The following is a 23020-nucleotide window of genomic DNA, read 5'->3' on the forward strand; positions in this document are numbered from 1 at the left end:
ATCGATGTAAATTCGTCTGTTTAAATGACATGATATAATCCAATTCTTTCTGAGTCAGCATCATTCCTCCTATATCTTCTTATTCGTAAAAGGCAAGAAAAATAGGACTGGGTTGTATCCTAAGTCCTAGATTTCTTATAAGATAGGGGCGAATAACTGGGCAATTTCCTTAATTAATTTCTGATACCAGCTATTTTTTATCGTATGAGGGAAAATTTCTTGCGATACCGAAAAAATCTCCTGAAAGTCTTTTTGAATCTCTGTGATTGATGCCGTTTTATATAGCAAAACTGCATCTTCATAGTGATGAAGCAAACTTCTATAATCTAAATTAATCGTTCCAACTGCAGCAAAGTCCTTATCCACTAAGATTTGTTTACTGTGGATGAAGCCTAGACTATACTCAAAAACCCTTACTCCTGCTGACAACAAATCCGGATAGGCCCCTCTTGTAATGAGTTGGATTAATTTTTTATCTGGAATGAAAGGAGTCACGATGCGAACATCAACACCCCTCATGGCCGCGTTTTTAATACTCTCAGTTAAATCATAGTCAATAATCAAATAGGGTGTTGTGATATAGACTGAGTCAGTAGCCTGATTAATCAAACTTTGATAGACTTTTTTCCCTACCTGAGTACTGAAGATGGGCTTGGGACCACTACCATAGGGAATACAGAGCCCTTGGCTAGAACGAGGCTGGTTTTCCAAGTGATACTGGTCAAAATCACTGATTTCCCCACGATTGATGTACCAAGTCATCAAAAAGAGACGGGTTAGAGCCTTGACACCAGGGCCATCTATGCGAATCCCACTATCCTTCCAATAGCCAAAGCGTTCTACATGGTTGATATACTCATCGGCTAAGTTAATGCCTCCTGTATAAGCTACCTGACCATCTATAACAAGGATTTTACGATGGTCTCGATTATTATAAGCTACCGTCAAACGAGGAATCACCTTGTTAAACTTATGAGCTTCAATTCCTCGACTACGAAGCTGAACAGTATAGTCTCCAGGTAAAGTCGCCATACAACCGATATCATCATAGAGCATCTTGACCTCTACACCCTGAGCTGCCTTTTGCTCTAGTATATCTAGTATGCTATTCCACATCAGACCTTCTTCGACAATATAGTACTCTAGAAAGATAAATTTCTCAGCTTTCTTGAGGTCTTCCAACATATGTTGCCACATGCTTTCACCCGAAGAAAAGAATTGTGAATCTGTTCGATCATAGACATCGGCATTGCTATCCATACTTAGCAAAGATTTGATAACTCCGTAAGCCGCCTTATCATCTTCCTTCAATTTCTGGCGGAGAGCTTTACTGTTATCCTCCCGAAAATGCATGGAGCCAAGTTTGTCCAACTGCTTGATTTCTTTTTTGGACAATCGCCTTTCACCAAACATCAGATAGAGCAGGGGGCCAATAACAGGAACAAAGGTCACCACTAACCACATTACCTTGCTTTCAGGCGCCATGGAACGATTGACAATCGCTACGATAGTCGCCATACTCATAAAGATTAAGAGAATAACCCATAGAATAGGAGCCATCCGCCCTAAATAAAGAAAGAGACCAAAAACAAGACACAGTTCAAGCAACATAATCGAAAGACTAAAGCCATACTTGGACATCAATAATTGAAATTTTCTATATTTCATACATCCCCTTTCTTTTAACCTTCCCCCTAACCACCTAATTAATAGATGTTTCCACTAGTATACATCAGTTCATAGCTAGATGGCAACAATTTACTCTTGCTAAAGTTTCAACCATTATGCTCTCATATGCGTATTACAGTTTGAGGGCCAACATATTGACCGTCATACCAGCTGCAGTTCCCATAAGATAAATGACATCTCCCTCCTTGACAAGCCCTTTATCTAATGAATAAGCCAAGCCAAACGGTACAGAGACTGATACCATATTTCCATAGTCAGTGACGAGATTGAGATATTGTTCCTCCGCAACACCTAGTTTTTCCATAACTAAAGGAAGGGCACGACTTGCTTGATGGGGAATAATATAGTCCACATCTGACAATGCTAGCTGCGTTTTTTCTTGAAACTCTTCAAACATGACTGGAATTTTACGAGCAGATAAGAGGAGAATTTTCTTACCTTTCATATCAAACATATAGTTGGTCTTAGTCGCTTCAGAGTACTCTTTTGGTTGAAAAGAAGTCAGACCTCCACGAATCTCCGTATCGTGTGCTCCTTCTGACCAAGTACGTTGGAGACTAGCAATGACCCCTTTTTCCTGATGGCTTTTTTGGAAAATAAAGGCTGCCGCCCCATCACTAAAGAGTTCAAAACTTTCTTTTTGCTTAGGATTGAGCCCTAAACTACCAACCTCACTAGACACAATTAAGACACGATTGTATTCGCCTGCCTCGATCAAGTGGGACATAGTCGATAGAGCAGAAATAAAGCTAGTACAGGTCGTATTGATATCCATAGCTGGGATTGAGAGTCCTTTTGCCACGCGCTCATGAATCAAGGCAGCCGTACAAGGAATAGGCTGAACACCAACTGCACTAGCTGATACAAGGCAATCGATATCTTTAATATCTAAGTTTGCATATTCGAGTGTTCTCTGAATGGCTGCCTCTGCTAAATCTAACTGCGTTTCTTCATTTTCAACTACACGATAACGCGTCTGGTCTTTGAATTGGACGGTATGCTTTGGAAGGCAAACACCATATCCTGCAATTTCTACATGTCTTTTTACTTCTGTCATTGTCTTTTATCCTTTCATAAACGTTGGATTCGTTTGAGTTTATGGCTAGTATCCCAGTGATAATCTGAAAATTGAATTTCGGGAACTATAAACTGCTTTTGCTGGGCCAGGAGTTGAAACTGTACCAAAATAGCTGTCTCCATGCTCTCATCTCGTTGGTTTAGACAAACTTCCACTAACTTCTCAGAATATTGTTTGACTTGGTAATCTCCTATATTCTCCACAAAGAGGATGCAACGTCTGATAAAGTCTGGATAGATGGTCACCTGTCCCCCATCCAGTCCATCGAAATAGAAGATGTCGTCAGAGCGTCCTTCGACCTTGTCAATTCGTGTATAGCAGGAGCCACACGGACAAGTCTTCGGATTTTCAACCAAGATATCATTGAGCTGGTAGCGATAAACAGGCTGACTACTTCGTTTAAAGTCCGTAATCACTGGATAAAAACGGCGGTCATCCAGATACTGCTTTTCCACAAGTATAATGTCTTCGTTGAGATGCAGATTTCCAGCTGAGCAAGTGCAAGCTAGGAAACCTTCGGTTGCCTGATAAACTTGGTCAATAATGGATAGAGAAAAGGCTTCTGCGATGAGTTCCCTATCATTATCTTCCAAGATTTCTGCCACCGAAACGATTTTTTGTGGGTGGATAGCTAACTCTCCAGCCTTGAGACGCTTGCTCAATTCAATCAACATAGAGGCTGGTGCCACAACAATCGTCGGCTGGTAGGTATTCAGCCGCTCAATATGGACATCTGTAGGTTTAAAAATATCAAAATACTCCAAACGAATAAGTGCCGTATTGATGGTCTGATAGAGTTCATTATCAGCTCTCAGGAAAAAGGCGATTCGGTGTCCAAAAAGCTGGCCCTTGGGTAACATCTTAGCTAAGATAGCTGCTGCCCACATACTTCGCTCTTTCTCCGTTGTGATAAAAAGCCCCCGATGTCCAGATGTCCCTGAAGACAGTCCGACTGCCACATCGCCTTTGAGTTCAGTGAAATCACGAGTCTTTTCACTTTCAATAGCCAAGGCCAAGGCTTCATCCCGATCTACTCCTTGGGTGTTGAGCTCGTTGAAATGCTCCATCATAAAAGCCTTGTCCATATGGTCAAAGTCACTAGGAATCCCATTTTTAAAGTAGGGCGACTCTCGCTTTAAAAAGTTCATATAGTTAGCTAATTGCTTTTTCTGATAGTTCTCTACAGCTTCTCGAGATTTGAAGTTATGAAGCCAGCGAGTTTGGATAAAGGTTTTAAGAAAGGTTCCTTTTTTCATATATGATACGTTCTATCCTTTCTACAGGGTCATGGCTAACAACTACTTCAATACCATCTCTCAAGACCTCCTCCAAAAACTCTGTCCCCTTGATATAGTCTGCCTTATTGTCCTGAACCAAGGAAGGAATCAGGAGCATCTGCTTGGTGTAAGGCAAAAGGTCAATTCCCCAACAGAGATCTGCTGCGATGAGGAGATTAAAGTCTGGAAGGTACAGACAAGCTTGCCCCCTTGCATGCCCATCAACAGAAGCTACTAGAATACTTCCATCTCCAAAAAGGTCACTAGTCGGACGATAGGGAAAGGTTGAATCTTGCTGGTCAGCTCTAATAATGATTAGATTTTTTTCAAAAGAAGCTGGCAAAAATTCCTTGAAAATCAAGTCTTTCAGTGTCGGTTTCTTGTAAACATCATACACTTCCTGAGTCAAGATAAAAGTTGCATGAGGGAAGAAGCTAGCCCCTCCCAAATGATCTGGATGCAGGTGAGATAGGATGATATAATTAATTTCTTCTGGTTTAATTCCCTTAGCTTTCAGCAAATATGAAATCTGGTCCTTCTCCGTCATTTGAACAGGTGTTCCCAAACGATAGAAACCATAACGAATCTGAGTCTTAATATCGTAATGGTAGCCCGTATCATAGAGGAGGTATCCCTTCTCCCTATGTTTGATAAGAAAAACCCCGGCTGGAAAGGTCATCTTTTTATTCTTGATTCCCTTAAATAGCAAACCTGTATAACTCGTGCAATATCCTGCTGGGAAATAATCAATGCTTTCTATAATCTTTGACATACTGTTCAATCCCTTCCGAAATACTGATTTGAGGGCGATAGCCCAAGTCTCGCTCCGCCTTGCTGATGTCCAGCGTCTGGCTATACCTCAGCAAGTAATAGGTATAGCGTGTTAGAGCCGGCTCACCTTTAAGTTTCAAGATATTATACAGAAACTCTAAACTACTTGCAATAACTGAAAGAAGAGGAGCCGGCACTTTTCTGTATGTTATCGAATAGCCAAGCCCTCTCAAGGTTTCTTCTATCAGATCCTTAAAGGCTCTTGGTTCCCCGTTGGTAATATTATAGACTTCGCCACTAGCTTGAGGAGCCTCTAGAGCCAAGCGAATGACCAGAGCAACATTTTCCACACAGGTCATGTCCATCAGCTGACGGCCATCCCCTATCAAGGGAATACCAATCTTCTGACTGAGTTTAAGAACCCGAGGTAAAATACTGGTATCCCCAATCCCAAAAAGCCCACGAGGTCGTAAGATAATACTCGGAACATCAGGATAATCCTTAAACAGCTTCTCCGAAGCTAGTTTACTACGAATATAGTTGTTCAGATTATTTTCCTGAGGCGCATCGCTTTCTTTGATAGCTATCTGGTCTCGAGGCGCAGCATATATGCTAGGCGAGGACACATAAACCAAACGCTGAATACCATCCTCTCGACAAGCATCCAGAACATACTTGGTCCCTAAGACATTTGTCTGGTAGAAATCTTCCCAAGGTCCCCAGACGGTAGAAAGAGCTCCAGCATGCACAACCATGTCCATACCCTGACAAGCCTGAGTCAGATCCTCTTGCTTGGTCAAATCTCCCTGGAAAAATGCCACAGAGGAGTTCTCTAAAGACTGACCAATCTTGCGATTACGTCCAAAAGCTCGTACCTGATAGCCATACTGACTGAGCTCTTCAACAACATACTTACCTAAAAAGCCCGTAGCACCTGTTACCAATACTTTCTTCATGTTTTATTTCTCCTTATCCCCCCAAGAGTCGATATATTTCATTCTTGAGGATTTCTGTTGGCTGATAGTCTTGAGCTACACGACTGAGTTTGTTCAAGTCTGACCAGCCATCTCTAGCCAATAGCTCATCAAAAGCGCGTCCAATCGCTTCCGTGTCCTCTCGTTTAGCAGTCAGGGCAATCCCTGCCTCTAGCCCGCGAACCGCATAGTCATACTGATCATAGTCATGAGGGAGAATTAAGGCAGGCTTGCCATAGATAATACATTGGTAAAAAATACCCGCACCTCCGTGATGAATCACATAGTCCATCTGGGGAATGTATTCCTTATAGGGAAGATAGGATACTACAGAAACATTGTCCATGAGCTCCTCACATTGGAAGTCTTGTCCACCAAACCCCAGAGTCACAAAAAAGTAACAGTCAGGATGGGCTTTTGCCAATTGTTGGGTCTGGTAGAGGAGGTTATCTTTAGCCCACGCTAGCTGAGTTCCACAGGATACGAGGACTTTTTTATAACTTGCATAGGGAGACAAATCGAGAGGATAATTCTCTGCTCTCTCGATTGAAGAGCCAAAAGGCCCCACCCAAAGGTAGTGCTCTGGAAAACCACTTTTCAGCTCCAACTCTTTCATCCCAATTCCCAAGATGGAATAGGGTGAATAAATGGTTTCCTGATTTTTTTGATTGTAGAGCTTAAAATCGTAACGTTTCAAGCGTTCTCTCAATAAAAAGGTTACGATTCGTTTTCCTAAACGAGTCCCTTTTCTTCCTAGCCATTGCTGGGCAGACTGAAAAGGATTCTTTGGACTGCCCATTCCTCCAAAGAAACAAGGCGGTCCATCTGTCGTTTCAATGGCAAACTGTGTCGCCATGGTTGTTATCCAAGGAATTCCCAACTGTTCCGCCACTAGTCCTCCAGAGAGGGTTATAAAATCCGCAATAACAATATCTGGTCGATTTTTCTCCCATTCTTGCACTAGTTGGTCAGACACTATATTGATCAAATCCAGACTAGCTGACAACTGCCGATAAGCAGAAATAAGATTTAGTTGCCCTTCATTGTTGGCTACACGCTCAAACTCATCTACAAAATTTTCTAAAATGGGAAGTACCTGGAATCCCATCTCCTCTGCGACAGCTTTTCGTTGCGGTCCTGTGAATAATCGAATATCATACAAAGGATTCTTCAACAAAGGTGCGAGTAAATTCAGGGCTGGGAAGAGATGTCCACTTAAAGGGAGTACTACCACGTCGATTTTGATTCTCTTCATAAATCTAGCATAACAAATTTTTTTAAAAAGAACTACTCAAAAAGAGTACCACTCCTAAAAGTGGAACTTATATTTAAGGAAAAGGAATGAATCTTGTATGAGACCCATTCCTTTATGTGTATAATCTATCTAACTTTTATCGAGTAATACATCAAATATCTTTCATCTTATCGGAATTTTTGATAAATAAGCTTTACTTAGATAAAACAATGCGATCAGACGCTTCTCTATCCATATCGTCGATAATCATCTGATTTCCATTGATTGCATAAATCTTGACGTCATCCCCAATAATCATGCGTTGATTAGCGGCATCAAAGCTAACCTGCTTGATTTCTTGTTCCCCATCAGTTTCCACCTGTGTCCATGTACCAGTTGTTCCAGTTACCACTAAAGTGATACGGTCTCCTTCGTCCTGACCGGTATAAGTTCCATTAATATTGGTTGGTTGAGCCTCAGGCGCATTTTGTGAAGAGCTGGTCGCTGCCTGGTTGATATTTTCTGTAGAAGATGAAACAGCAGCTTGTGATTGCTGAGTTTGTTGTGTTTGCGATTGAGCTGCTGGTTGTTGAATCTGTTGAGCTCTTTGTGAACAAGCTACTAAGAGACTAAGACTTGCTAGAGAAGCAAGAGAAAGTGTGAATCTTTTTAATTTCATGATGAATTTCCTTTCTGCTACCAATTTACAGAAGTTTTTCCTTCTAACTAGTAGTTTTCCTAGTATAACAAGTTCAAAAAAGGAGGTCAATTTATCTGCTCATACCCCAGTAGATAGCCCCGTACTTCTGAGATAAAGTAGAGAGATCCTGTAACGAACAGCAAGTCCTGCATATCTGCTCTTTCTTCAAAATTGCTAATAAATTTGCGGTAAGAAGGAACTATATCGTAACCTGTTACATCTGTTTCATCCAAAGAACCTTGATAGTCAAAGCCGGTCACCTTGAGTTCCATCTGAGGCAATTTTTCAGTCAGATAAGCCAACATCCCTTGATAATCCTTCCGTTTCAAGGCTCCAAATAGGACTTGAGGACGATATCCTTCCTGCTCTTTTCCTTTAATAAATTCAACCAAGCGAGTCAAGGCAGGGAGGTTATGAGCACCGTCCAAGTAAATCTGAGGACGAATACGCTCCAAACGCCCAGCCCAATGGGTCTTCTCCAAAGCCTGTCTTACAACCTGTTCATCAACAGCTTCCTTTCCTTCTCTCATAAAGAGAAGAAACGTTTGTAGCGCCAAGGTCGCATTTTCCTGCTGATAAGCTCCTTCTAAACCGATTTTCAACTGTGAAAGGTTAGCCAAAGAGCTTGAAAAATTCCCATTCAGCGTTGAAAAATCCTGACCTGCCTGATAAAGGTCAACAGCTAAAGAGTCTGCTTTTTTCTGACAAACAAGCCTAGCTTCTGAAGGCAACTTAGCAATCACTGCCTTTTTACCAGCCTTAAAAATACCAGCTTTCTGCTCTGCAATTGCTGCTATACTGTCACCCAGAGTCTCCTGATGGTCAAGCCCGATGGAAGTGATGACAGCAATCTCTCCAGTTACCACATTAGTCGTGTCAAGTAAGCCGCCAATTCCCACTTCTAATAAAACCAAATCCACCTCTCGCTCTCTAAAATAAAGAAAAGCAATCAAGGTCAGCAATTCAAAAAAGGACAACTGATCATGGGTTTGCAGAAGCCTTTTCTCCATCTCCTTGACCTGATTAGCCAAACGGATGAAGTCTGCATCAGCTATTGGTTGCCCGTTAATGCTGATTCGATCATTGATAGAGACGATATGAGGAGAGGTAAAAGTCGCAACTCTTTTGCCATGCCCCATAAATAACTCCCTCATAAAAGCAATGGTAGAACCTTTCCCATTAGTCCCAGTGACGTGGATAATAGGGTAAGACATCTCGGGATTTCCTAACAAATCCACCGCTTGCTGCATTCGGCTCAAACCTGATCGAAAATTCAAACCAATCCGACTGTGAAGCCATTGTTCTACTTCAAACATATATATCTCCTTAATTACAGGTTCAATCAACTGCTTCAATAAAGTCTCATAACAAACAAAAACGAGGACAGGATTTTCGTCCCGACCTCTTACCTGGTTAGCTAATAACTAGCTACTATGAAGTTAACGTGGGGTAAAAATATCCCCCGAACTTACTAACGGTTTTATTTTAGCGTCAGGCTAAAAACATCCACCGGACGTTTTTACTCCTCCATAAAACTATTGAAGACTTCTTCAATCATGTTCCATTCGTCTTCTGAGTCTTCTGGGATTGGTTGCAATTCGCCTTCTGTTCCATCTTCGTTTTCGATGAATGAGTATGCTTGGATTTCAACTTGTCCGTCTTCGTCTTCTTCTGCATTAACTGGTACTAGAAGAACATAGTTTTTACCAAATTCTTCTTTTCCGTCAATGGTCAAAAGGATTTCAAACAAGGTTTCATTTCCTTGCTCATCTACTAGTGTGATTAGTTCACGTTCTTCGTGGTCGTGGTTATGATCGTGTGACATAGCCTCTCCTTTGTATTAAAATTTTCTATCTAAATAATTTTGTAAAATCAGCTGAGCTGCTAATTTATCAATGACTTTCTTGCGCTTGTTACGGCTAATATCTGCTTGTTCAATCAACATACGCTCTGCGGCAACTGTTGTCAAGCGTTCATCTTGATAGTCTACTGGTAAACCAAAAAGCTCTTCCAGCTTTGCTCCGTAGGCTTGACTAGCTTCCACGCGCGGTCCGCTTGTATTGTTCATGTTTTTAGGCAAGCCCACTACAAATCGTTCCACCTTGTAAGTATCAACCAACTCCTTAACGCGGTCAAAACCAAATTGACCTTGCTCCTCATTGATTTGGATGATTTCAAGTCCTTGAGCTGTAAAACCAAGCGGATCGCTAATCGCCACCCCTACCGTTTTTGAACCGACGTCCAATCCCATAATTCTCATAGGTTATAGATCGACTCCTTGTCCTTTAAGGTAGTAGCGGACTAATTCCTCAACGATTTCATCACGCTCATACTTACGGATTTGATTTCGTGCATTATTATAACGAGGAACGTAGGCAGGGTCTCCACTCAATACGTAACCTACGATTTGGTTAATTGGGTTGTAGCCCTTATCGTTCAACGAAGCATAAACATCAGTCAGAGTTTCGCTAATTTCTTTTTTATTGGAATCGTCCAATTTAAAACGTACTGTTTCTTCAGTAAATCCCATTCTAACACCCTCTTTCCTTAGAATAGTACCATTATAGCATAATTCCTTACGTTCTACAATTCAGGCAGTCTATTTATTTGGATTTTCTACTGTTCTGTCGCGCCATTTGCCAATCTGTCTGAAATATATTTGCTTGGTTCATTCTTCAAGAGATTTTCTAAACCAATGTTCTTCAAATATTCCAACTGAGAAGCCTTCTTGACATCCAGAACTTGAAAATCAAAACTAGTCGTTGTTTGAAGTTCGGTTGCACTCAATAGTTTAGTTTCAAGCTTAAATCCTGCTAATTTACGAGCTTCTACGATGGATTCGTCTTTCTCTTCCGCCTCGAGAAGAGCTTTTTGGGTTTCTTCCACTCCATGTTGGTCAATATAAGTCTTCAACTCATCTGAGACTGGACGCTTTTGTTGAATCGTTAAGGTCAAAAAAGTCTTGTCTTTATAAGTAATGGTTTGGGTTTGCTGGCTACCATCATCTGATTTCGGCAAAACCAAAGTCTTGGTTACAACTGTATTCTTCTCGGCATTTTCAATAACTGGCAATGCCGACTGAAGCGTATCCTTTTCTGTTTTTGTAGCCGGTCCAGTTTCTTTTTTCTGTCCGCAACCAACCAGGACAAAAAGGAAAGCTAGACTAACAAGAACAATTTTTTTCATTTCTCTCTTCTTTCTTTTTGAAATTAAAATAAGACTGGGAGTTGCTCCCAGCCTTGATGTTTATAGAGCTGCACGCAAACGTGCTTCTGCATTTTCTACATTACGGACAGAGCGTGGTAGGAAGGCACGAATATCGTCTTCCTTATAGCCAACTTGCAGGCGTTTTTCATCCACAAGGATTGGGCTCTTTAAAATTCTCGGTGTTTCCATAATCAGATTGAGGACTTCATTGACACTCAAATCTTCAATATCCACTCCAAGGGCTTTGGCATAGCGATTTTTAGACGAAACGATGCTGGCTATTCCGTTATCTGTTTTTGTCAGAATATCCAGTAATTCTTCTCTCGTAATTCCTTCTTTACCAAGGTTTTGTTCTTTATAACTTAACTGGTGGGCATTGAGCCAGGTTTTTGCTTTTTTACAGCTAGTACAACTTGAGACTGTATAAATTTTAATCATGTACCTACCCCTTTCGCTACATGTTACTATCAGTTTAGTCTATTATACCATAAAAAACATCCGACTTGCGACCTATTTTTAAATTTTTTTGACTTTTTTCGTCATTTTCGTACTTTTTTCTTGACAAAATGAAATTTACAGCCATTCTTGATATTTCTTGATATAGATTTTTTTCACAATTGTCACGCTAATCATATACAAAATAATGATGAAAAGTAAAAAGATGAAATAAATCGGTTTTAAAGGAGTTAGATGAAGTAGGATTGCGAGTGGACTGTAGGGAAGGAAGGTCACAAAGGCTGCAGCCAATAAGGTTGTCACAAGGACTAGCCAAGCTGGACGACTTTGTAAAAAGGGAATTTTAGCTGAACGCAGCATATGGATAACCATGGTCTGTGACCACATGGACTCGATAAACCAACCTGTCTGAAACAAGACAATAAAACCTACGGCAGACTCTGCCCCATGAACATAAGCTTGACCTGTTGTCATGGGTACAATGATAAAATAAAGCAAACTGAAGGTCAAAATATCAAAGGCAGAAGAGATAGGTCCCATCCAAATCATGAAACGTGTGATGGACTTAGCTTCCCAGGTATGCGGATTTCTCAAAAAATCTTTATCCACCTTGTCAAAAGGCAAGGCAATACAAGACAAATCATAGACTAGATTTAGGATAATCAAATGGACTGGTGCCATTGGTAAAAATGGCAAAAAGATTCCAGAGACCAATAGGGATAAGATATTTCCAAAATTAGAACTCACTGTCATTTTGATATATTTAGTCATATTGGCATAGACCTTACGACCTTCAACAAGTCCTTTTTCAAGCACCATGAGATCCTTATCAAGTAGGATAACATCAGCCGTTTCTTTGGCAATATCTACTGCTGTATCAACAGAAATCCCCACATCTGCAACTTTCATAGAAGGAGCATCATTGATCCCATCTCCCATATAGCCTACAGCATGACCATTGGCCTTAAATTGCAAAATAATCCTCGCTTTTTGGTCAGGAGAAAGTTTGGCAAATACTGTTACCTCCTCTACTGCTTGGGCCAATTCTTGATCACTCATCTGATCAATTTCAGATCCTAACAGTATCTGATTGATATCCAAACCAACCTTTTCACAGACTGCTTGAGTAACTTTTTCGTTGTCTCCCGTCAAAATTTTTGTTTGAACTCCATGTTCTAACAGAGCCTTAATTGCTGGTGCTGCAGATGGTTTAGGAGGATCTAGGAAGGCTAAATAACCAGTTAGAATCATATCCCCTTCATCATCAACTGTATAGGCATGGCCTTCCCTCAAACCTGACTTATAGGCCACTCCCAAGACACGCAAACCTTGTTGATTTAGTTGTCTGACTTCTGCTAAAATTTCTTCTCTAATAACATCTGTCAAGGGAGTAATCACTCCTTGGTATTCCGCATAACTGGAAATCGTCAACATTTCCTCTAGGGCACCCTTGGTTACCAAACTAACAACTTCGTGTTCATCCTTAACGATAACACTCATCCGTCTACGTTCAAAATCAAAGGGAAGCTCATCTATTTTTTGAAAAGTTTGAGCCAGATTTTGTAAGAGGGCGTGTTCTTTGGCTTCCTTTTCAGTCCGTTTGATGATGGCTCTGTCCATCAAATTTTTCAAGCCCGTTTGAAAATAAGAATTGAGATAAGCTCGTCTCAAGACGGTCAAATCCAAGCGTCCGTGGATGTCCAAGGGATATTCAAGGACAATTTCGTCTTGGGTTAGAGTTCCTGTCTTATCTGTACACAAAATATCAATCGCCCCTAAGTCCTGTATGGCATTGAGTTTCTTGATAACCACTTTTTCCTTGGCCATAATGATGGAGCCTTTTGCTAGACTGGCCGTGATAATCATAGGAAGCATCTCAGGTGTCAATCCAACACCAACACTCAAAGCAAATACGCCAGCTTCTAACCAATCTCCATCTGTTAAACCATTGGACAAGAAAACGATGGGCACCATGACCAGCATCAAACGAATCAAGAGCCACGAAATACTATTCATCTCCCGTTCAAACGAAGTAGGCTCATCATAGGTGTTCAAAGTCTGCTCAATGGCCCCCATCATGGTATCATCACCAACTGCTAAAACCACGGCTTTGGCACTACCAGACAAGACATTGGTTCCCATAAAGGCGAGCGCTTCTGCTTCTAGCAGACTATCAGATTGTTGGTCTGTTGCCTTGGTCAAAGCCAATTTTTCAACTGCATCACTTTCTCCTGTCAAACCAGACTGTTGTACAAAGAAATCGCGCGACTCAAATAAAAGAAGATCTGCTGGAATCATGTCTCCAGCGCTTAATTTAACCACGTCACCCACTACCAAATCATCGATAGGTACTTCTTGGATTTCTCCTTGACGAATGACAGTCGCAGTGTTGACAATCATTTTTGATAGATTGGTCGCAGCCTTATCACTACGGAGTTCTTGGACAAAGCGTATGCCACCAGAAATGAGGACTAGGACAACGATGATAATAGAAGTCGTCGGATCCTCTTGACCTGGTTTTGCCAACCAGACATTGGTCACCAAGGAAATCACGGCGATGACCAGTAAGATGATCGTAAAAGGATTGATAATGGATTCGTAAATCTTTTTGAGGATACTGTCTTCTTGACCCTTTGTGATGGTATTTTCGCCATATAGGTCACGATTTTTCTCCACCTGCTCCTCAGTCAAGCCTGTTAGACTTGTCTTATAAAAAGATAGAGTTTCGTTTAAAGATGTATGAATAGCTGTTGCTAATCTTTCTTTTGTAGTTTTCATTGTTTTCTCCTATCTGTATGAATGATGTGTTTCATACACAGAGACCAATCACTTTATAAGGGCAGAACGACACAAATCAGCGATTGGCTGTGTATGTGCGGTTCCGGATGATCGTCAATTTGCATCGTCTATCTCCTTTCTTTGATTTAAACAGTAGAAAATCCCACCATAAAATGGCAGGATTAAAAAACTAATTATCTGTTTCTCGTTCAAGCTTTAACTCCATAGGGCAATGTAATGAGCTTAGTCTTGGCCTTCGCGACCAGGACTGTTGACCAACGAGTAGTGTCTCCACTGCTTTGCGGTAGTCATCCGTATCCCTATGGTAGCCTCACCTACCGTTTTCGTCTTTCAGTATAAACTTTTAAATTTTAAAAGTCAATCATTTGAATTGTTTGACTCTTAAATGACTATCAACTCTTTTGGAGCTAGGGTCAATAATTCACAACCTGACTCTGTAATCAGAATATCATCCTCGATACGAACACCGTATTTGCCTTCGATATAGATACCTGGTTCATCGGTCAAGGCCATACCTGCCTTGATAGTTTCTGTAGAAGTTTGGCTAAAGTAAGGCTCTTCATGGATATCCAGCCCGATACCGTGGCCAATACCGTGAGTAAAGTAGTCACCGTAACCTGCTTCAATGATAATATCGCGAGGAATTTTGTCAAAGTCACGGAAGCCTAAGCCTGCCTTAGCTTGGTCAATCAAGGCTTGGTTTGCTTTAAGAACTGTATTGTAAATCTCTGCCTGCTCGTCACTGACATGCCCCAGATAGATAGTCCGTGTCATATCGCTGACATAGTGGTCATAAAGACATCCGAAGTCCATGGTAATAGTTTCTCCCAGCTCCACTGGTTTGTGCATAGGATGGGCATGTGGTTTAGAAGAGTTGATACCACTGGCTAGGATAGTGTCAAAAGACAAGCCAGATGCTCCCAACTCACGCATGCGGAAGTCAAGGAAGTTGGCAATCTCAATTTCAGTTTTTCCTGGTTTGATAAAGTCAAGCGCATCATGGAAAGCTTGGTCTGAGATAGAACAAGCCTTGCGAATCGCTGCAATCTCCGCCTTATCCTTAATCATTCGAAGACCTTCAACAAACTGAGTTTGCGGAAGCAAGTCAAACCCTTCAAAGGCTGCCTGCATACGGTGGTAATAAGAAACCGAAATCTCATCTTCAAAACCGATTCGAGACAAACCCATATCCTTGACAATTCCTGCAATGACAGCCAATTCATCACGGTCTGCTACAATCTCAAAACCACTGGTTTCTTGCTTGGCCGCAATGATATAGCGAGAGTCCGTCACCAAGACCTGACGGTCACGGCTGATGAAGACTGTTCCATTTGAACCCCAAAAACCAGTCAAATAATAGACGTTTTTGAGGTTATTGATGATGATGCCATCCAGTTCTTTTTCTTGCATTTTAGCTAGAAATGCTTGTACGCGTTTATTCATGATGTAACTTTCCTTTCAAATAATGTCCTGTGTAGCTGGCTTCATTGGCCGCTACTTCTTCTGGAGTTCCTGTTGCGATGATGGTGCCACCACCGACACCGCCCTCAGGTCCCAAGTCGATGATATGGTCTGCCGTCTTAATGACATCCAGATTGTGCTCGATGACAAGGACTGTATTGCCATCGTCGACAAAGCGAGCCAATACCTTAAGCAAGCGAGCGATGTCCTCCGTATGAAGCCCTGTCGTCGGCTCATCCAAAATGTAGAAAGATTTTCCTGTCGAGCGTTTGTGGAGTTCACTAGCCAACTTCATACGCTGGGCCTCCCCCCCAGAAAGGGTGGTAGCTGGTTGCCCTAGCGTTACATAGCCCAGCCCTACATCCTTGATGGTCTGGAGTTTGCGTTGAATCTTGGGAATGTGTTGGAAGAACTCAACCGCATCATTGACGGTCATATCCAAGACCTGCGAGATATTCTTTTCCTTGTAGTGAACTTCTAGTGTTTCACTGTTGTAACGGGTTCCGTGGCAGACTTCACAAGCCACATAAACATCTGGCAAGAAGTGCATCTCAATCTTGATAATCCCGTCACCCGAGCAAGCTTCACAGCGACCACCCTTTACGTTGAAACTGAAACGACCCTTCTTGTAACCTCGAATCTTAGCTTCATTTGTCTGAGCAAAAAGGTCACGTATATCGTCAAAAACTCCTGTATAGGTAGCAGGGTTGGACCTTGGCGTTCGTCCGATAGGACTCTGGTCAATATCAATCAAGCGGTCTACATGCTCAATCCCCGTAATCGTTTTAAACTTACCAGGTTTGTCTGAATTGCGGTTGAGTTTCTGAGCAATGGCTTTTTTGAGAATGCTGTTAATGAGGGTCGATTTCCCTGAACCCGATACCCCTGTCACTGCGATGAATTTCCCTAGTGGGAAGCGAGCAGTAACATTTTGCAAGTTGTTCTCACGCGCTCCTGTCACTTCGATAAAACGACCATTACCGACACGGCGTTCTTCTGGTACTGGAATGGCACGTTTACCTGATAAATACTGGCCTGTGATAGACTTGCTGTTGCGAGCTACCTGTTTAGGTGTACCTGCCGCAACAATCTCCCCACCAAAAACACCGGCACCGGGACCAACGTCAATCAGATAATCAGCCTCACGCATGGTATCTTCGTCATGTTCCACTACTATGAGAGTATTACCCAAATCACGCATCTTTTTCAGACTGGCAATCAGACGGTCATTGTCCCTCTGGTGGAGACCGATTGACGGCTCATCTAGGATATAAAGGACGCCAGATAGGTTGGAACCAATCTGGGTTGCCAAACGAATACGCTGACTTTCTCCACCTGAAAGAGTTCCTGCCGAACGTGACAGGGTCAGATAGTTAAGACCCACGTTATTAAGGAAAGTCAAACGGTCCTTGATTTCCTTGAGAATAGGCCGAGCAATGATGGCTTCATTTTCAGACAAGGTTAACTGACTCACCAACTCCAAGTGGTCTGCGATAGACAGGTCTGAAATTTCTCCGATATGTGGTCCTTGCTCGCCACCCACACGGACAGACAAGGCCTGGTCATTGAGACGGTAACCTTGACAGGTTCCGCAGGTCAGCTCATTCATGTAAAGACGCATCTGGGTGCGAGTGTAATCGCTGTTTGTCTCGTGATAGCGACGCTTGATATTATTGACAACTCCCTCAAAAGGAATATCGATATCGCGCACGCCACCAAATTCATTCTCATAGTGGAAATGGAATTCCTTGCCATCAGAACCATAGAGAATCAAGTTCTTATCTTCTTCTGACAAATCTTCAAAAGGCTTATCCATATCCACTCCAAAAGCTGTCATAGCCTGCTCTAGCATGTTTGGATAGTAGTTAGATGAGATAGGATTCCAAGGAGCCAAGGCTCCCTCACGCAAGGTTTTGCTGGCATCTGGCACTACCAAATCAGTATCCACCTCCAGCTTGATGCCCAAGCCGTCACACTCACTACAAGAGCCAAAAGGAGCATTGAATGAGAAGAGACGTGGCTCTAACTCTGGAACAGTAAATCCACAAACTGGGCAAGCATAGTGCTCAGAAAAGAGCAACTCAGAATCGTCCATAGTGTCGATAATGACATAACCTTCTGCAATACGAAGGGCAGCCTCAATGGAATCAAAGAGACGACTACGAATACCCTCCTTGATAACAATACGGTCAACTACGACATCAATATTGTGTTGCTTGCTCTTAGACAACTCTGGCACTTCGGTCACATCATATACTTCCCCATCCACACGGACACGGACATAACCGTCTTTCTGAATCTTTTCAATAACGCTCTTGTGCTGTCCTTTTTTCTTGCGGATGACAGGGGCCAAAATCTGCAAGCGCTGGCGTTCAGGCAATTCTAAAACCTTATCCACGATTTGCTCCACAGAAGAAGCCTTGATAGCTCCATGCCCGTTGATACAGTAAGGCGTCCCCACACGTGCGTAGAGGAGACGTAGATAGTCATTGATTTCAGTCGTTGTTCCCACCGTCGAGCGAGGGTTTTTGCTAGTCGTTTTCTGGTCGATGGAAATAGCTGGGCTGAGGCCATCAATGGCATCTACATCAGGCTTCTCCATATTCCCCAAGAACTGACGAGCATAGGCTGACAAACTCTCCACATAGCGACGTTGTCCCTCCGCATAGAGGGTATCAAAGGCCAGACTGGATTTCCCTGAACCTGACAAACCAGTCACTACAACCAGCTTGTCTCGTGGAATCTCCACATCAATATTTTTTAAATTATGGGCTCGCGCCCCATGAATGACAATTTTATCTTGCATCTTTGTTCTTTCTAGTCCATTATTGCTTACCATTATACCAAAAAAAGTGAGATTCTATTACCCAAAAGGCTGAATTTGTAGTATAATAGTACGGTGTGAAAAAATCTGAAAAATGAGAAAGGATAAGGGATATGAAACAAGTTTTTCTCTCTACAACAACTGAATTTAAAGAGATCGATACGCTTGAACCGGGTACTTGGATCAATCTCGTCAATCCGACTCAAAATGAATCACTCGAAATCGCCAACGCCTTCGATATTGATATTGCTGACCTTCGGGCACCGCTCGATGCGGAAGAAATGTCTCGTATTACCATTGAAGATGAGTACACCCTGATTATCGTTGACGTGCCGGTCACAGAAGAAAGAAATAATCGCACCTACTACGTAACCATCCCGCTTGGTATTATCATCACAGAGGAGACCATTATCACTACGTGTTTGGAACCATTACCGGTCCTCGATGTCTTTATCAACCGTCGATTGCGTAATTTCTACACCTTCATGCGTTCGCGTTTCATCTTCCAGATTCTCTATCGCAATGCAGAGCTTTACCTAACAGCCCTTCGTTCGATTGACCGTAAGAGTGAACAAATCGAAAGTCAATTGCATCAATCAACTCGTAATGAAGAATTGATTGAGCTCATGGAATTGGAAAAAACCATCGTCTATTTCAAGGCCTCCCTCAAAACAAATGAGCGCGTGATTAAGAAATTGACCAGCTCAACCAGCAATATCAAGAAGTACCTTGAGGACGAAGACCTGCTTGAAGACACCCTGATTGAAACCCAACAGGCCATCGAGATGGCAGACATTTATGGGAACGTCTTGCATTCTATGACAGAGACCTTCGCCTCTATCATTTCTAACAACCAGAACAACATCATGAAAACCTTGGCCCTTGTGACCATCGTCATGTCCATCCCAACCATGGTCTTTTCTGCCTACGGGATGAACTTTAAGGATAATGAAATCCCCCTAAACGGAGAGCCAAATGCCTTCTGGTTAATCGTCTTTATCGCCTTTGCTATGAGTGTCTCGCTCACTCTCTATCTCATCCATAAAAAATGGTTCTAAGAGGAGTTCCTATGTCTCAGATTAATCTACAAAAATTAACCAAGAAAAACCAAGAGTTTGTCCACATCGCTACCCAACAATTCATCAAAGATGGGAAAACTGACGCTGAAATCAAGACTATTTTTGAGGAAGTTATTCCCCAAATCCTTGAAGAGCAAGCCAAAGGCACTACTGCTCGTTCCCTCTATGGCGCACCGACCCACTGGGCTCATAGCTTCTCTGTCAAGGAGCAGTACGAAAAAGAGCATCCAAAAGAAAATGATGATCCAAAACTCATGATTATGGACTCGGCTCTTTTCATCACTAGCCTCTTTGCCCTCGTCAGCGCCCTCACAACCTTCTTCTCAGCAGATCAGGCTATCGGTTACGGTTTGATTACCCTTCTGCTAGTTGGACTGGTTGGTGGTTTTGCCTTCTACTTGATGTACTACTTTGTTTACCAATACTATGGACCAGATATGGACCGCAGCCAACGTCCACCTTTCTGGAAATCTGTACTGGTTATCCTAGCTTCTATGTTCCTTTGGTTGCTTGTCTTCTTTGCAACAAGCTTCCTACCAGCTAGCCTTAACCCAGTACTTGCTCCATTGCCACTAGCTATTATCGGAGCAGTTCTCCTAGCCCTTCGCTTCTATCTCAAGAAACGCTTGAACATCCGCAGCGCAAGTGCAGGACCAACACGCTATTAAGAGAATGATAAAAGCAACTGCAGGTGCGGTTGCTTTTTTACTACTTTCCTGATTTAAAAGTATTCTTCTGACATCCCACATAGCTTTCTCTTATCTTTTGTGATAAAATAGGCTCAATCTATTTCTAGGAGGATGAGATATGGTTTCTACTATTGGTATTGTTAGTTTATCTAGTGGCATTATCGGTGAAGACTTTGTCAAACACGAAGTGGACTTGGGTGTCCAACGTCTCAAGGATTTGGGACTCAATCCTATCTTTTTGCCCCATTCGTTAAAAGGATTAGACTTTATCAAGGACCATCCTGAAGCCCGTGCGGAGGATTTGATGCAGGCCTTTTCGGACGATAGCATCGACATGATCCTATGCGCCATCGGTGGGGATGATACCTATCGTTTGTTGCCCTACCTTTTTGAAAATGACCAACTAGAAAAAGTTATCAAACAAAAGATTTTTCTTGGTTTCTCGGATACAACCATGAACCATCTCATGTTGCATAAACTAGGAATCAAGACTTTTTATGGTCAATCCTTCTTAGCAGACATTTGTGAATTAGACAAAGAAATGCTAGCCTATAGCCTTCACTACTTCAAAGAATTGATTGAGACAGGAAGAATCTCAGAAATCCGCCCTAGCAATGTTTGGTATGAGGAACGAACTGATTTTAGTTCCAAGGCTTTGGGGACACCTCGTGTCAGTCATGCAAATACTGGTTTCGAGCTGTTGCGGGGAAATGCCCAGTTCGAGGGAAAAATCCTCGGTGGTTGCCTCGAATCCCTCTACGATATCTTTGACAACTCTCGATACGCAGATAGCACGGAGCTCTGCCAAAAATACAAACTTTTCCCTGACTTGTCAGACTGGGAAGGAAAAATCCTCTTGCTAGAAACAAGCGAAGAAAAGCCTGAGCTGGAAGACTTCAAAAATATGTTGCGGACTTTAAAAGACACTGGTATATTCGAGGTCATCAGTGGACTCTTGGTCGGAAAACCTATGGATGAAACTTTCTATGACGACTATAAAGAGGCACTATTGGATATTATTGACAGCAATATCCCGATTATCTATAATCTAAATGTCGGCCACGCAACTCCAAGAGCAATTGTACCCTTCGGAGTTCACGCCTATGTAGATGCAAAGGAGCAAATCATTCGCTTTGACTATAACAAAAAATAAATAGTTTCTCTATTTTTGTGCTTTTGTATTCGTTTTCGTTACAATTTGTATCTGAATTTATTGCATTTCGCTAATTTCTATGATATCCTTTTGAAGGAGGTGTATATGACAAAACAAAAAATTAATCGAATCGTAGGTTCTATTGGTGCCTTTATTGGAATTATAGTATTTATTGCCTACATACCTCAAATTATCGCTAATTTACAGGGAAATAAAGCTCAACCATTTCAACCTTTATCAGCTGCTATATCTTGCTTAATCTGGGTTATTTATGGATGGACAAAGGAACCTAAGAAGGATTGGATACTAATCATTCCAAATTCAGCTGGTGTTATTTTAGGTGGAATCACTTTTTTGACTTCACTCTAACAAATCTAATAGTATATATAAAAAGCTGGGAAAAATTTCTCAGCTTTTTTCTATATTCTCAGATATGCTAGTTACCTGTACATACTAACGACCGCTTTTCCACTCACAATCATTCTCATGGTCATCAACTAGCCCTGCAGCCTGTAGAAAAGACAAGACGGCGACTGGGCCTGTGAACTTGAAGCCTCGTTTTTTGAGATCTTTGGCTAACTTCTCAGACAGAGGTGTTTTAGCTGGGGCTTGGCGGTAATCGGGAACATCGTTAACGATCGTTTTCCCCTCAACAAAGGACCAAAGATAGGCATCAAAAGAGCCATATTCTTCCTGTAGTCGTAAAAATGCTTGGGCGTTAGCGCGTGTAGCAAAAATCTTGGCTCTATTTCGGATGATGGCTGGATTCTCCAGCAAGTTTTCCAATTCGGTATCAGTCATCTCTGCGACCGCTTGAATTTGATAGCCATGAAAGGCTTCTCGGAAAGCTTGGCGTTTGTTGAGTACCGTTTCCCAAGACAGGCCCGCTTGATAGGTTTCCATACACAACAACTCAAACAATGCTTGGTCATCATGGAGGGGCTGCCCCCACTCCTCATCATGATAGGCGATATAGAGCGGATTGGTCATCTTGACCCACGAACAACGTTTTGTCATGCTCTGCTCCTATTTGACCAACATTTTAAGGGCCGACTTGATATAGTTCTCAGCTGTATCTGTCGTTCCTTCAAAGAATTTCTTGATTTTCTTGAGCTCGATTGCCTTGTAGCCCAAAGCCAACATGGCTTCCATAGCTTCTTCCAATTCTTGGTTTTCAGCGCTAGCTTGCACTGCCACCTTGGCAGGAAGATCATCTCCTGCAACTACTACCTTGCCTTCCAAGTCCAGCACCATCTGCTGGGCTGTTTTCTTGCCAATTTTAGGGAACTTGGTCAAGTAGGTGATATTCTTGGTTTCGATGGCTTGAACCAAGCCAGCATTGTCATCAGCAGCAATAATAGCAAGAGCTGATACAGGCCCAATCCCAGACACCGAAATCAGACTGAGAAAGAGCTTCTTCTCGTCTTCTGAGCGAAAACCATAAAGCAGATGGGCGTCCTCACGCACGACTTGATGCACATAAATTTGAGCTTCTTGATTAACCTGACCTGAATAAGCATAAGGATTGGCCACATGCAGGATATAACCGATACCGTTGACTTCAAGAACAATGTATTTAGCAGTAATTTTGGTAATGATTCCTTTTAAATATTCGTACATAGTTTTCCT

22 protein-coding genes and 1 riboswitch are annotated in these 23020 nt (G+C 42.1%); of the genes, 4 read left to right on the top strand and 18 right to left on the bottom strand.

Annotated features, from left to right (window positions below; genetic code table 11):
* Positions 1–135 precede the first annotated feature (135 nt).
* From cls to uvrA, 16 genes are all read right to left on the bottom strand, one after another.
* Positions 136–1668, bottom strand: a complete 1533-nt coding sequence (cls, locus tag HMPREF2701_RS05870; protein WP_070482434.1) for a cardiolipin synthase — start codon at positions 1666–1668, stop codon at positions 136–138.
* Between the two features lie 133 nt (positions 1669–1801).
* Positions 1802–2746 carry a 3-oxoacyl-[acyl-carrier-protein] synthase III C-terminal domain-containing protein gene (locus HMPREF2701_RS05875; RefSeq protein ID WP_070482436.1) on the bottom strand — a complete coding sequence of 315 codons (945 nt, stop codon included), beginning with the start codon at positions 2744–2746 and terminating at the stop codon, positions 1802–1804.
* Positions 2747–2760: 14 nt separating this feature from the next.
* Positions 2761–4023 (bottom strand): F390 synthetase-related protein, encoded by a 1263-nt coding sequence (locus HMPREF2701_RS05880; RefSeq protein ID WP_061589625.1) that lies wholly within the window; start codon positions 4021–4023, stop codon positions 2761–2763.
* Positions 4001–4816 (bottom strand): MBL fold metallo-hydrolase, encoded by an 816-nt coding sequence (locus HMPREF2701_RS05885; protein WP_061589626.1) that lies wholly within the window; start codon positions 4814–4816, stop codon positions 4001–4003. Before HMPREF2701_RS05885 ends, HMPREF2701_RS05880 begins: the two co-directional genes overlap by 23 nt.
* Complete coding sequence (locus tag HMPREF2701_RS05890) at positions 4791–5771, bottom strand: NAD-dependent epimerase/dehydratase family protein (RefSeq protein ID WP_070482439.1); 981 nt, start codon at positions 5769–5771, stop codon at positions 4791–4793. The genes HMPREF2701_RS05885 and HMPREF2701_RS05890 overlap by 26 nt, the downstream gene beginning before the upstream one ends.
* A 13-nt stretch (positions 5772–5784) precedes the next feature.
* Positions 5785–7044, bottom strand: coding sequence for a glycosyltransferase (locus HMPREF2701_RS05895; protein ID WP_061589627.1), 1260 nt, complete (start codon positions 7042–7044; stop codon positions 5785–5787).
* A gap of 193 nt (positions 7045–7237) precedes the next feature.
* Positions 7238–7702 carry an SP_0198 family lipoprotein gene (locus HMPREF2701_RS05900; protein WP_061589628.1) on the bottom strand — a complete coding sequence of 155 codons (465 nt, stop codon included), beginning with the start codon at positions 7700–7702 and terminating at the stop codon, positions 7238–7240.
* Positions 7703–7788: 86 nt separating this feature from the next.
* The gene (locus HMPREF2701_RS05905; protein ID WP_061589629.1) at positions 7789–9039 is read right to left on the bottom strand and encodes a folylpolyglutamate synthase/dihydrofolate synthase family protein; all 1251 of its coding nucleotides are present in this window, start codon (positions 9037–9039) and stop codon (positions 7789–7791) included.
* 203 nt (positions 9040–9242) lie between these two features.
* Entirely contained in the window at positions 9243–9548 is a 306-nt protein-coding gene (locus HMPREF2701_RS05910; protein WP_000017620.1) for a DUF1292 domain-containing protein, read from the bottom strand.
* Between the two features lie 15 nt (positions 9549–9563).
* Positions 9564–9983 (bottom strand): Holliday junction resolvase RuvX, encoded by a 420-nt coding sequence (gene ruvX, locus HMPREF2701_RS05915; protein WP_004239076.1) that lies wholly within the window; start codon positions 9981–9983, stop codon positions 9564–9566.
* 3 nt (positions 9984–9986) lie between these two features.
* The gene (locus HMPREF2701_RS05920; protein WP_000507059.1) at positions 9987–10253 is read right to left on the bottom strand and encodes an IreB family regulatory phosphoprotein; all 267 of its coding nucleotides are present in this window, start codon (positions 10251–10253) and stop codon (positions 9987–9989) included.
* Positions 10254–10339: 86 nt separating this feature from the next.
* On the bottom strand, positions 10340–10909 hold the full coding sequence (locus HMPREF2701_RS05925) for an SP0191 family lipoprotein (protein WP_004255112.1): 570 nt from the start codon (positions 10907–10909) through the stop codon (positions 10340–10342).
* 60 nt (positions 10910–10969) lie between these two features.
* Positions 10970–11368 carry a transcriptional regulator Spx gene (gene spx, locus HMPREF2701_RS05930; RefSeq protein ID WP_000591165.1) on the bottom strand — a complete coding sequence of 133 codons (399 nt, stop codon included), beginning with the start codon at positions 11366–11368 and terminating at the stop codon, positions 10970–10972.
* A 135-nt stretch (positions 11369–11503) separates the two neighbouring features.
* Positions 11504–14164: a magnesium-translocating P-type ATPase gene (gene mgtA, locus HMPREF2701_RS05940; protein ID WP_070482440.1), complete on the bottom strand. Its 2661-nt coding sequence runs from the start codon at positions 14162–14164 to the stop codon at positions 11504–11506.
* A 194-nt stretch (positions 14165–14358) separates the two neighbouring features.
* Positions 14359–14509: riboswitch (M-box (ykoK) riboswitch) on the bottom strand.
* 57 nt (positions 14510–14566) lie between these two features.
* On the bottom strand, positions 14567–15628 hold the full coding sequence (locus HMPREF2701_RS05945) for a M24 family metallopeptidase (RefSeq protein ID WP_070482442.1): 1062 nt from the start codon (positions 15626–15628) through the stop codon (positions 14567–14569).
* Entirely contained in the window at positions 15621–18452 is a 2832-nt protein-coding gene (gene uvrA / locus HMPREF2701_RS05950; RefSeq protein ID WP_070482444.1) for an excinuclease ABC subunit UvrA, read from the bottom strand. Before uvrA ends, HMPREF2701_RS05945 begins: the two co-directional genes overlap by 8 nt.
* A 131-nt stretch (positions 18453–18583) precedes the next feature.
* Here uvrA and HMPREF2701_RS05955 point away from each other — a divergent pair, with 131 nt between their 5' ends.
* The 4 genes from HMPREF2701_RS05955 (at position 18584) to HMPREF2701_RS05970 (ending at position 21760) form a co-directional block, all read left to right on the top strand.
* Complete coding sequence (locus HMPREF2701_RS05955) at positions 18584–19528, top strand: magnesium transporter CorA family protein (protein WP_000815623.1); 945 nt, start codon at positions 18584–18586, stop codon at positions 19526–19528.
* A gap of 11 nt (positions 19529–19539) precedes the next feature.
* Positions 19540–20217, top strand: a complete 678-nt coding sequence (locus HMPREF2701_RS05960) for a DUF1129 domain-containing protein (RefSeq protein ID WP_033680824.1) — start codon at positions 19540–19542, stop codon at positions 20215–20217.
* 139 nt (positions 20218–20356) lie between these two features.
* Positions 20357–21391 (top strand): S66 family peptidase, encoded by a 1035-nt coding sequence (locus HMPREF2701_RS05965; protein WP_070482446.1) that lies wholly within the window; start codon positions 20357–20359, stop codon positions 21389–21391.
* Positions 21392–21496: 105 nt separating this feature from the next.
* The gene (locus tag HMPREF2701_RS05970; protein ID WP_000166114.1) at positions 21497–21760 is read left to right on the top strand and encodes a SemiSWEET family transporter; all 264 of its coding nucleotides are present in this window, start codon (positions 21497–21499) and stop codon (positions 21758–21760) included.
* 84 nt (positions 21761–21844) lie between these two features.
* On the opposite strand, the gene HMPREF2701_RS05975 is transcribed toward HMPREF2701_RS05970, so the two are convergent.
* Both HMPREF2701_RS05975 and ruvA read right to left on the bottom strand, forming a co-directional pair.
* Positions 21845–22408: a DNA-3-methyladenine glycosylase I gene (locus tag HMPREF2701_RS05975; RefSeq protein WP_070482448.1), complete on the bottom strand. Its 564-nt coding sequence runs from the start codon at positions 22406–22408 to the stop codon at positions 21845–21847.
* Positions 22409–22417: 9 nt separating this feature from the next.
* A complete protein-coding gene (gene ruvA, locus HMPREF2701_RS05980) occupies positions 22418–23011 on the bottom strand; it encodes a Holliday junction branch migration protein RuvA (RefSeq protein WP_070482451.1) in 594 nt (197 codons plus the stop codon).
* Positions 23012–23020 lie beyond the last annotated feature (9 nt).

The sequence above is a fragment of the Streptococcus sp. HMSC077D04 genome (assembly GCF_001808785.1).
Lineage (GTDB): Bacteria > Bacillota > Bacilli > Lactobacillales > Streptococcaceae > Streptococcus > Streptococcus mitis_BX.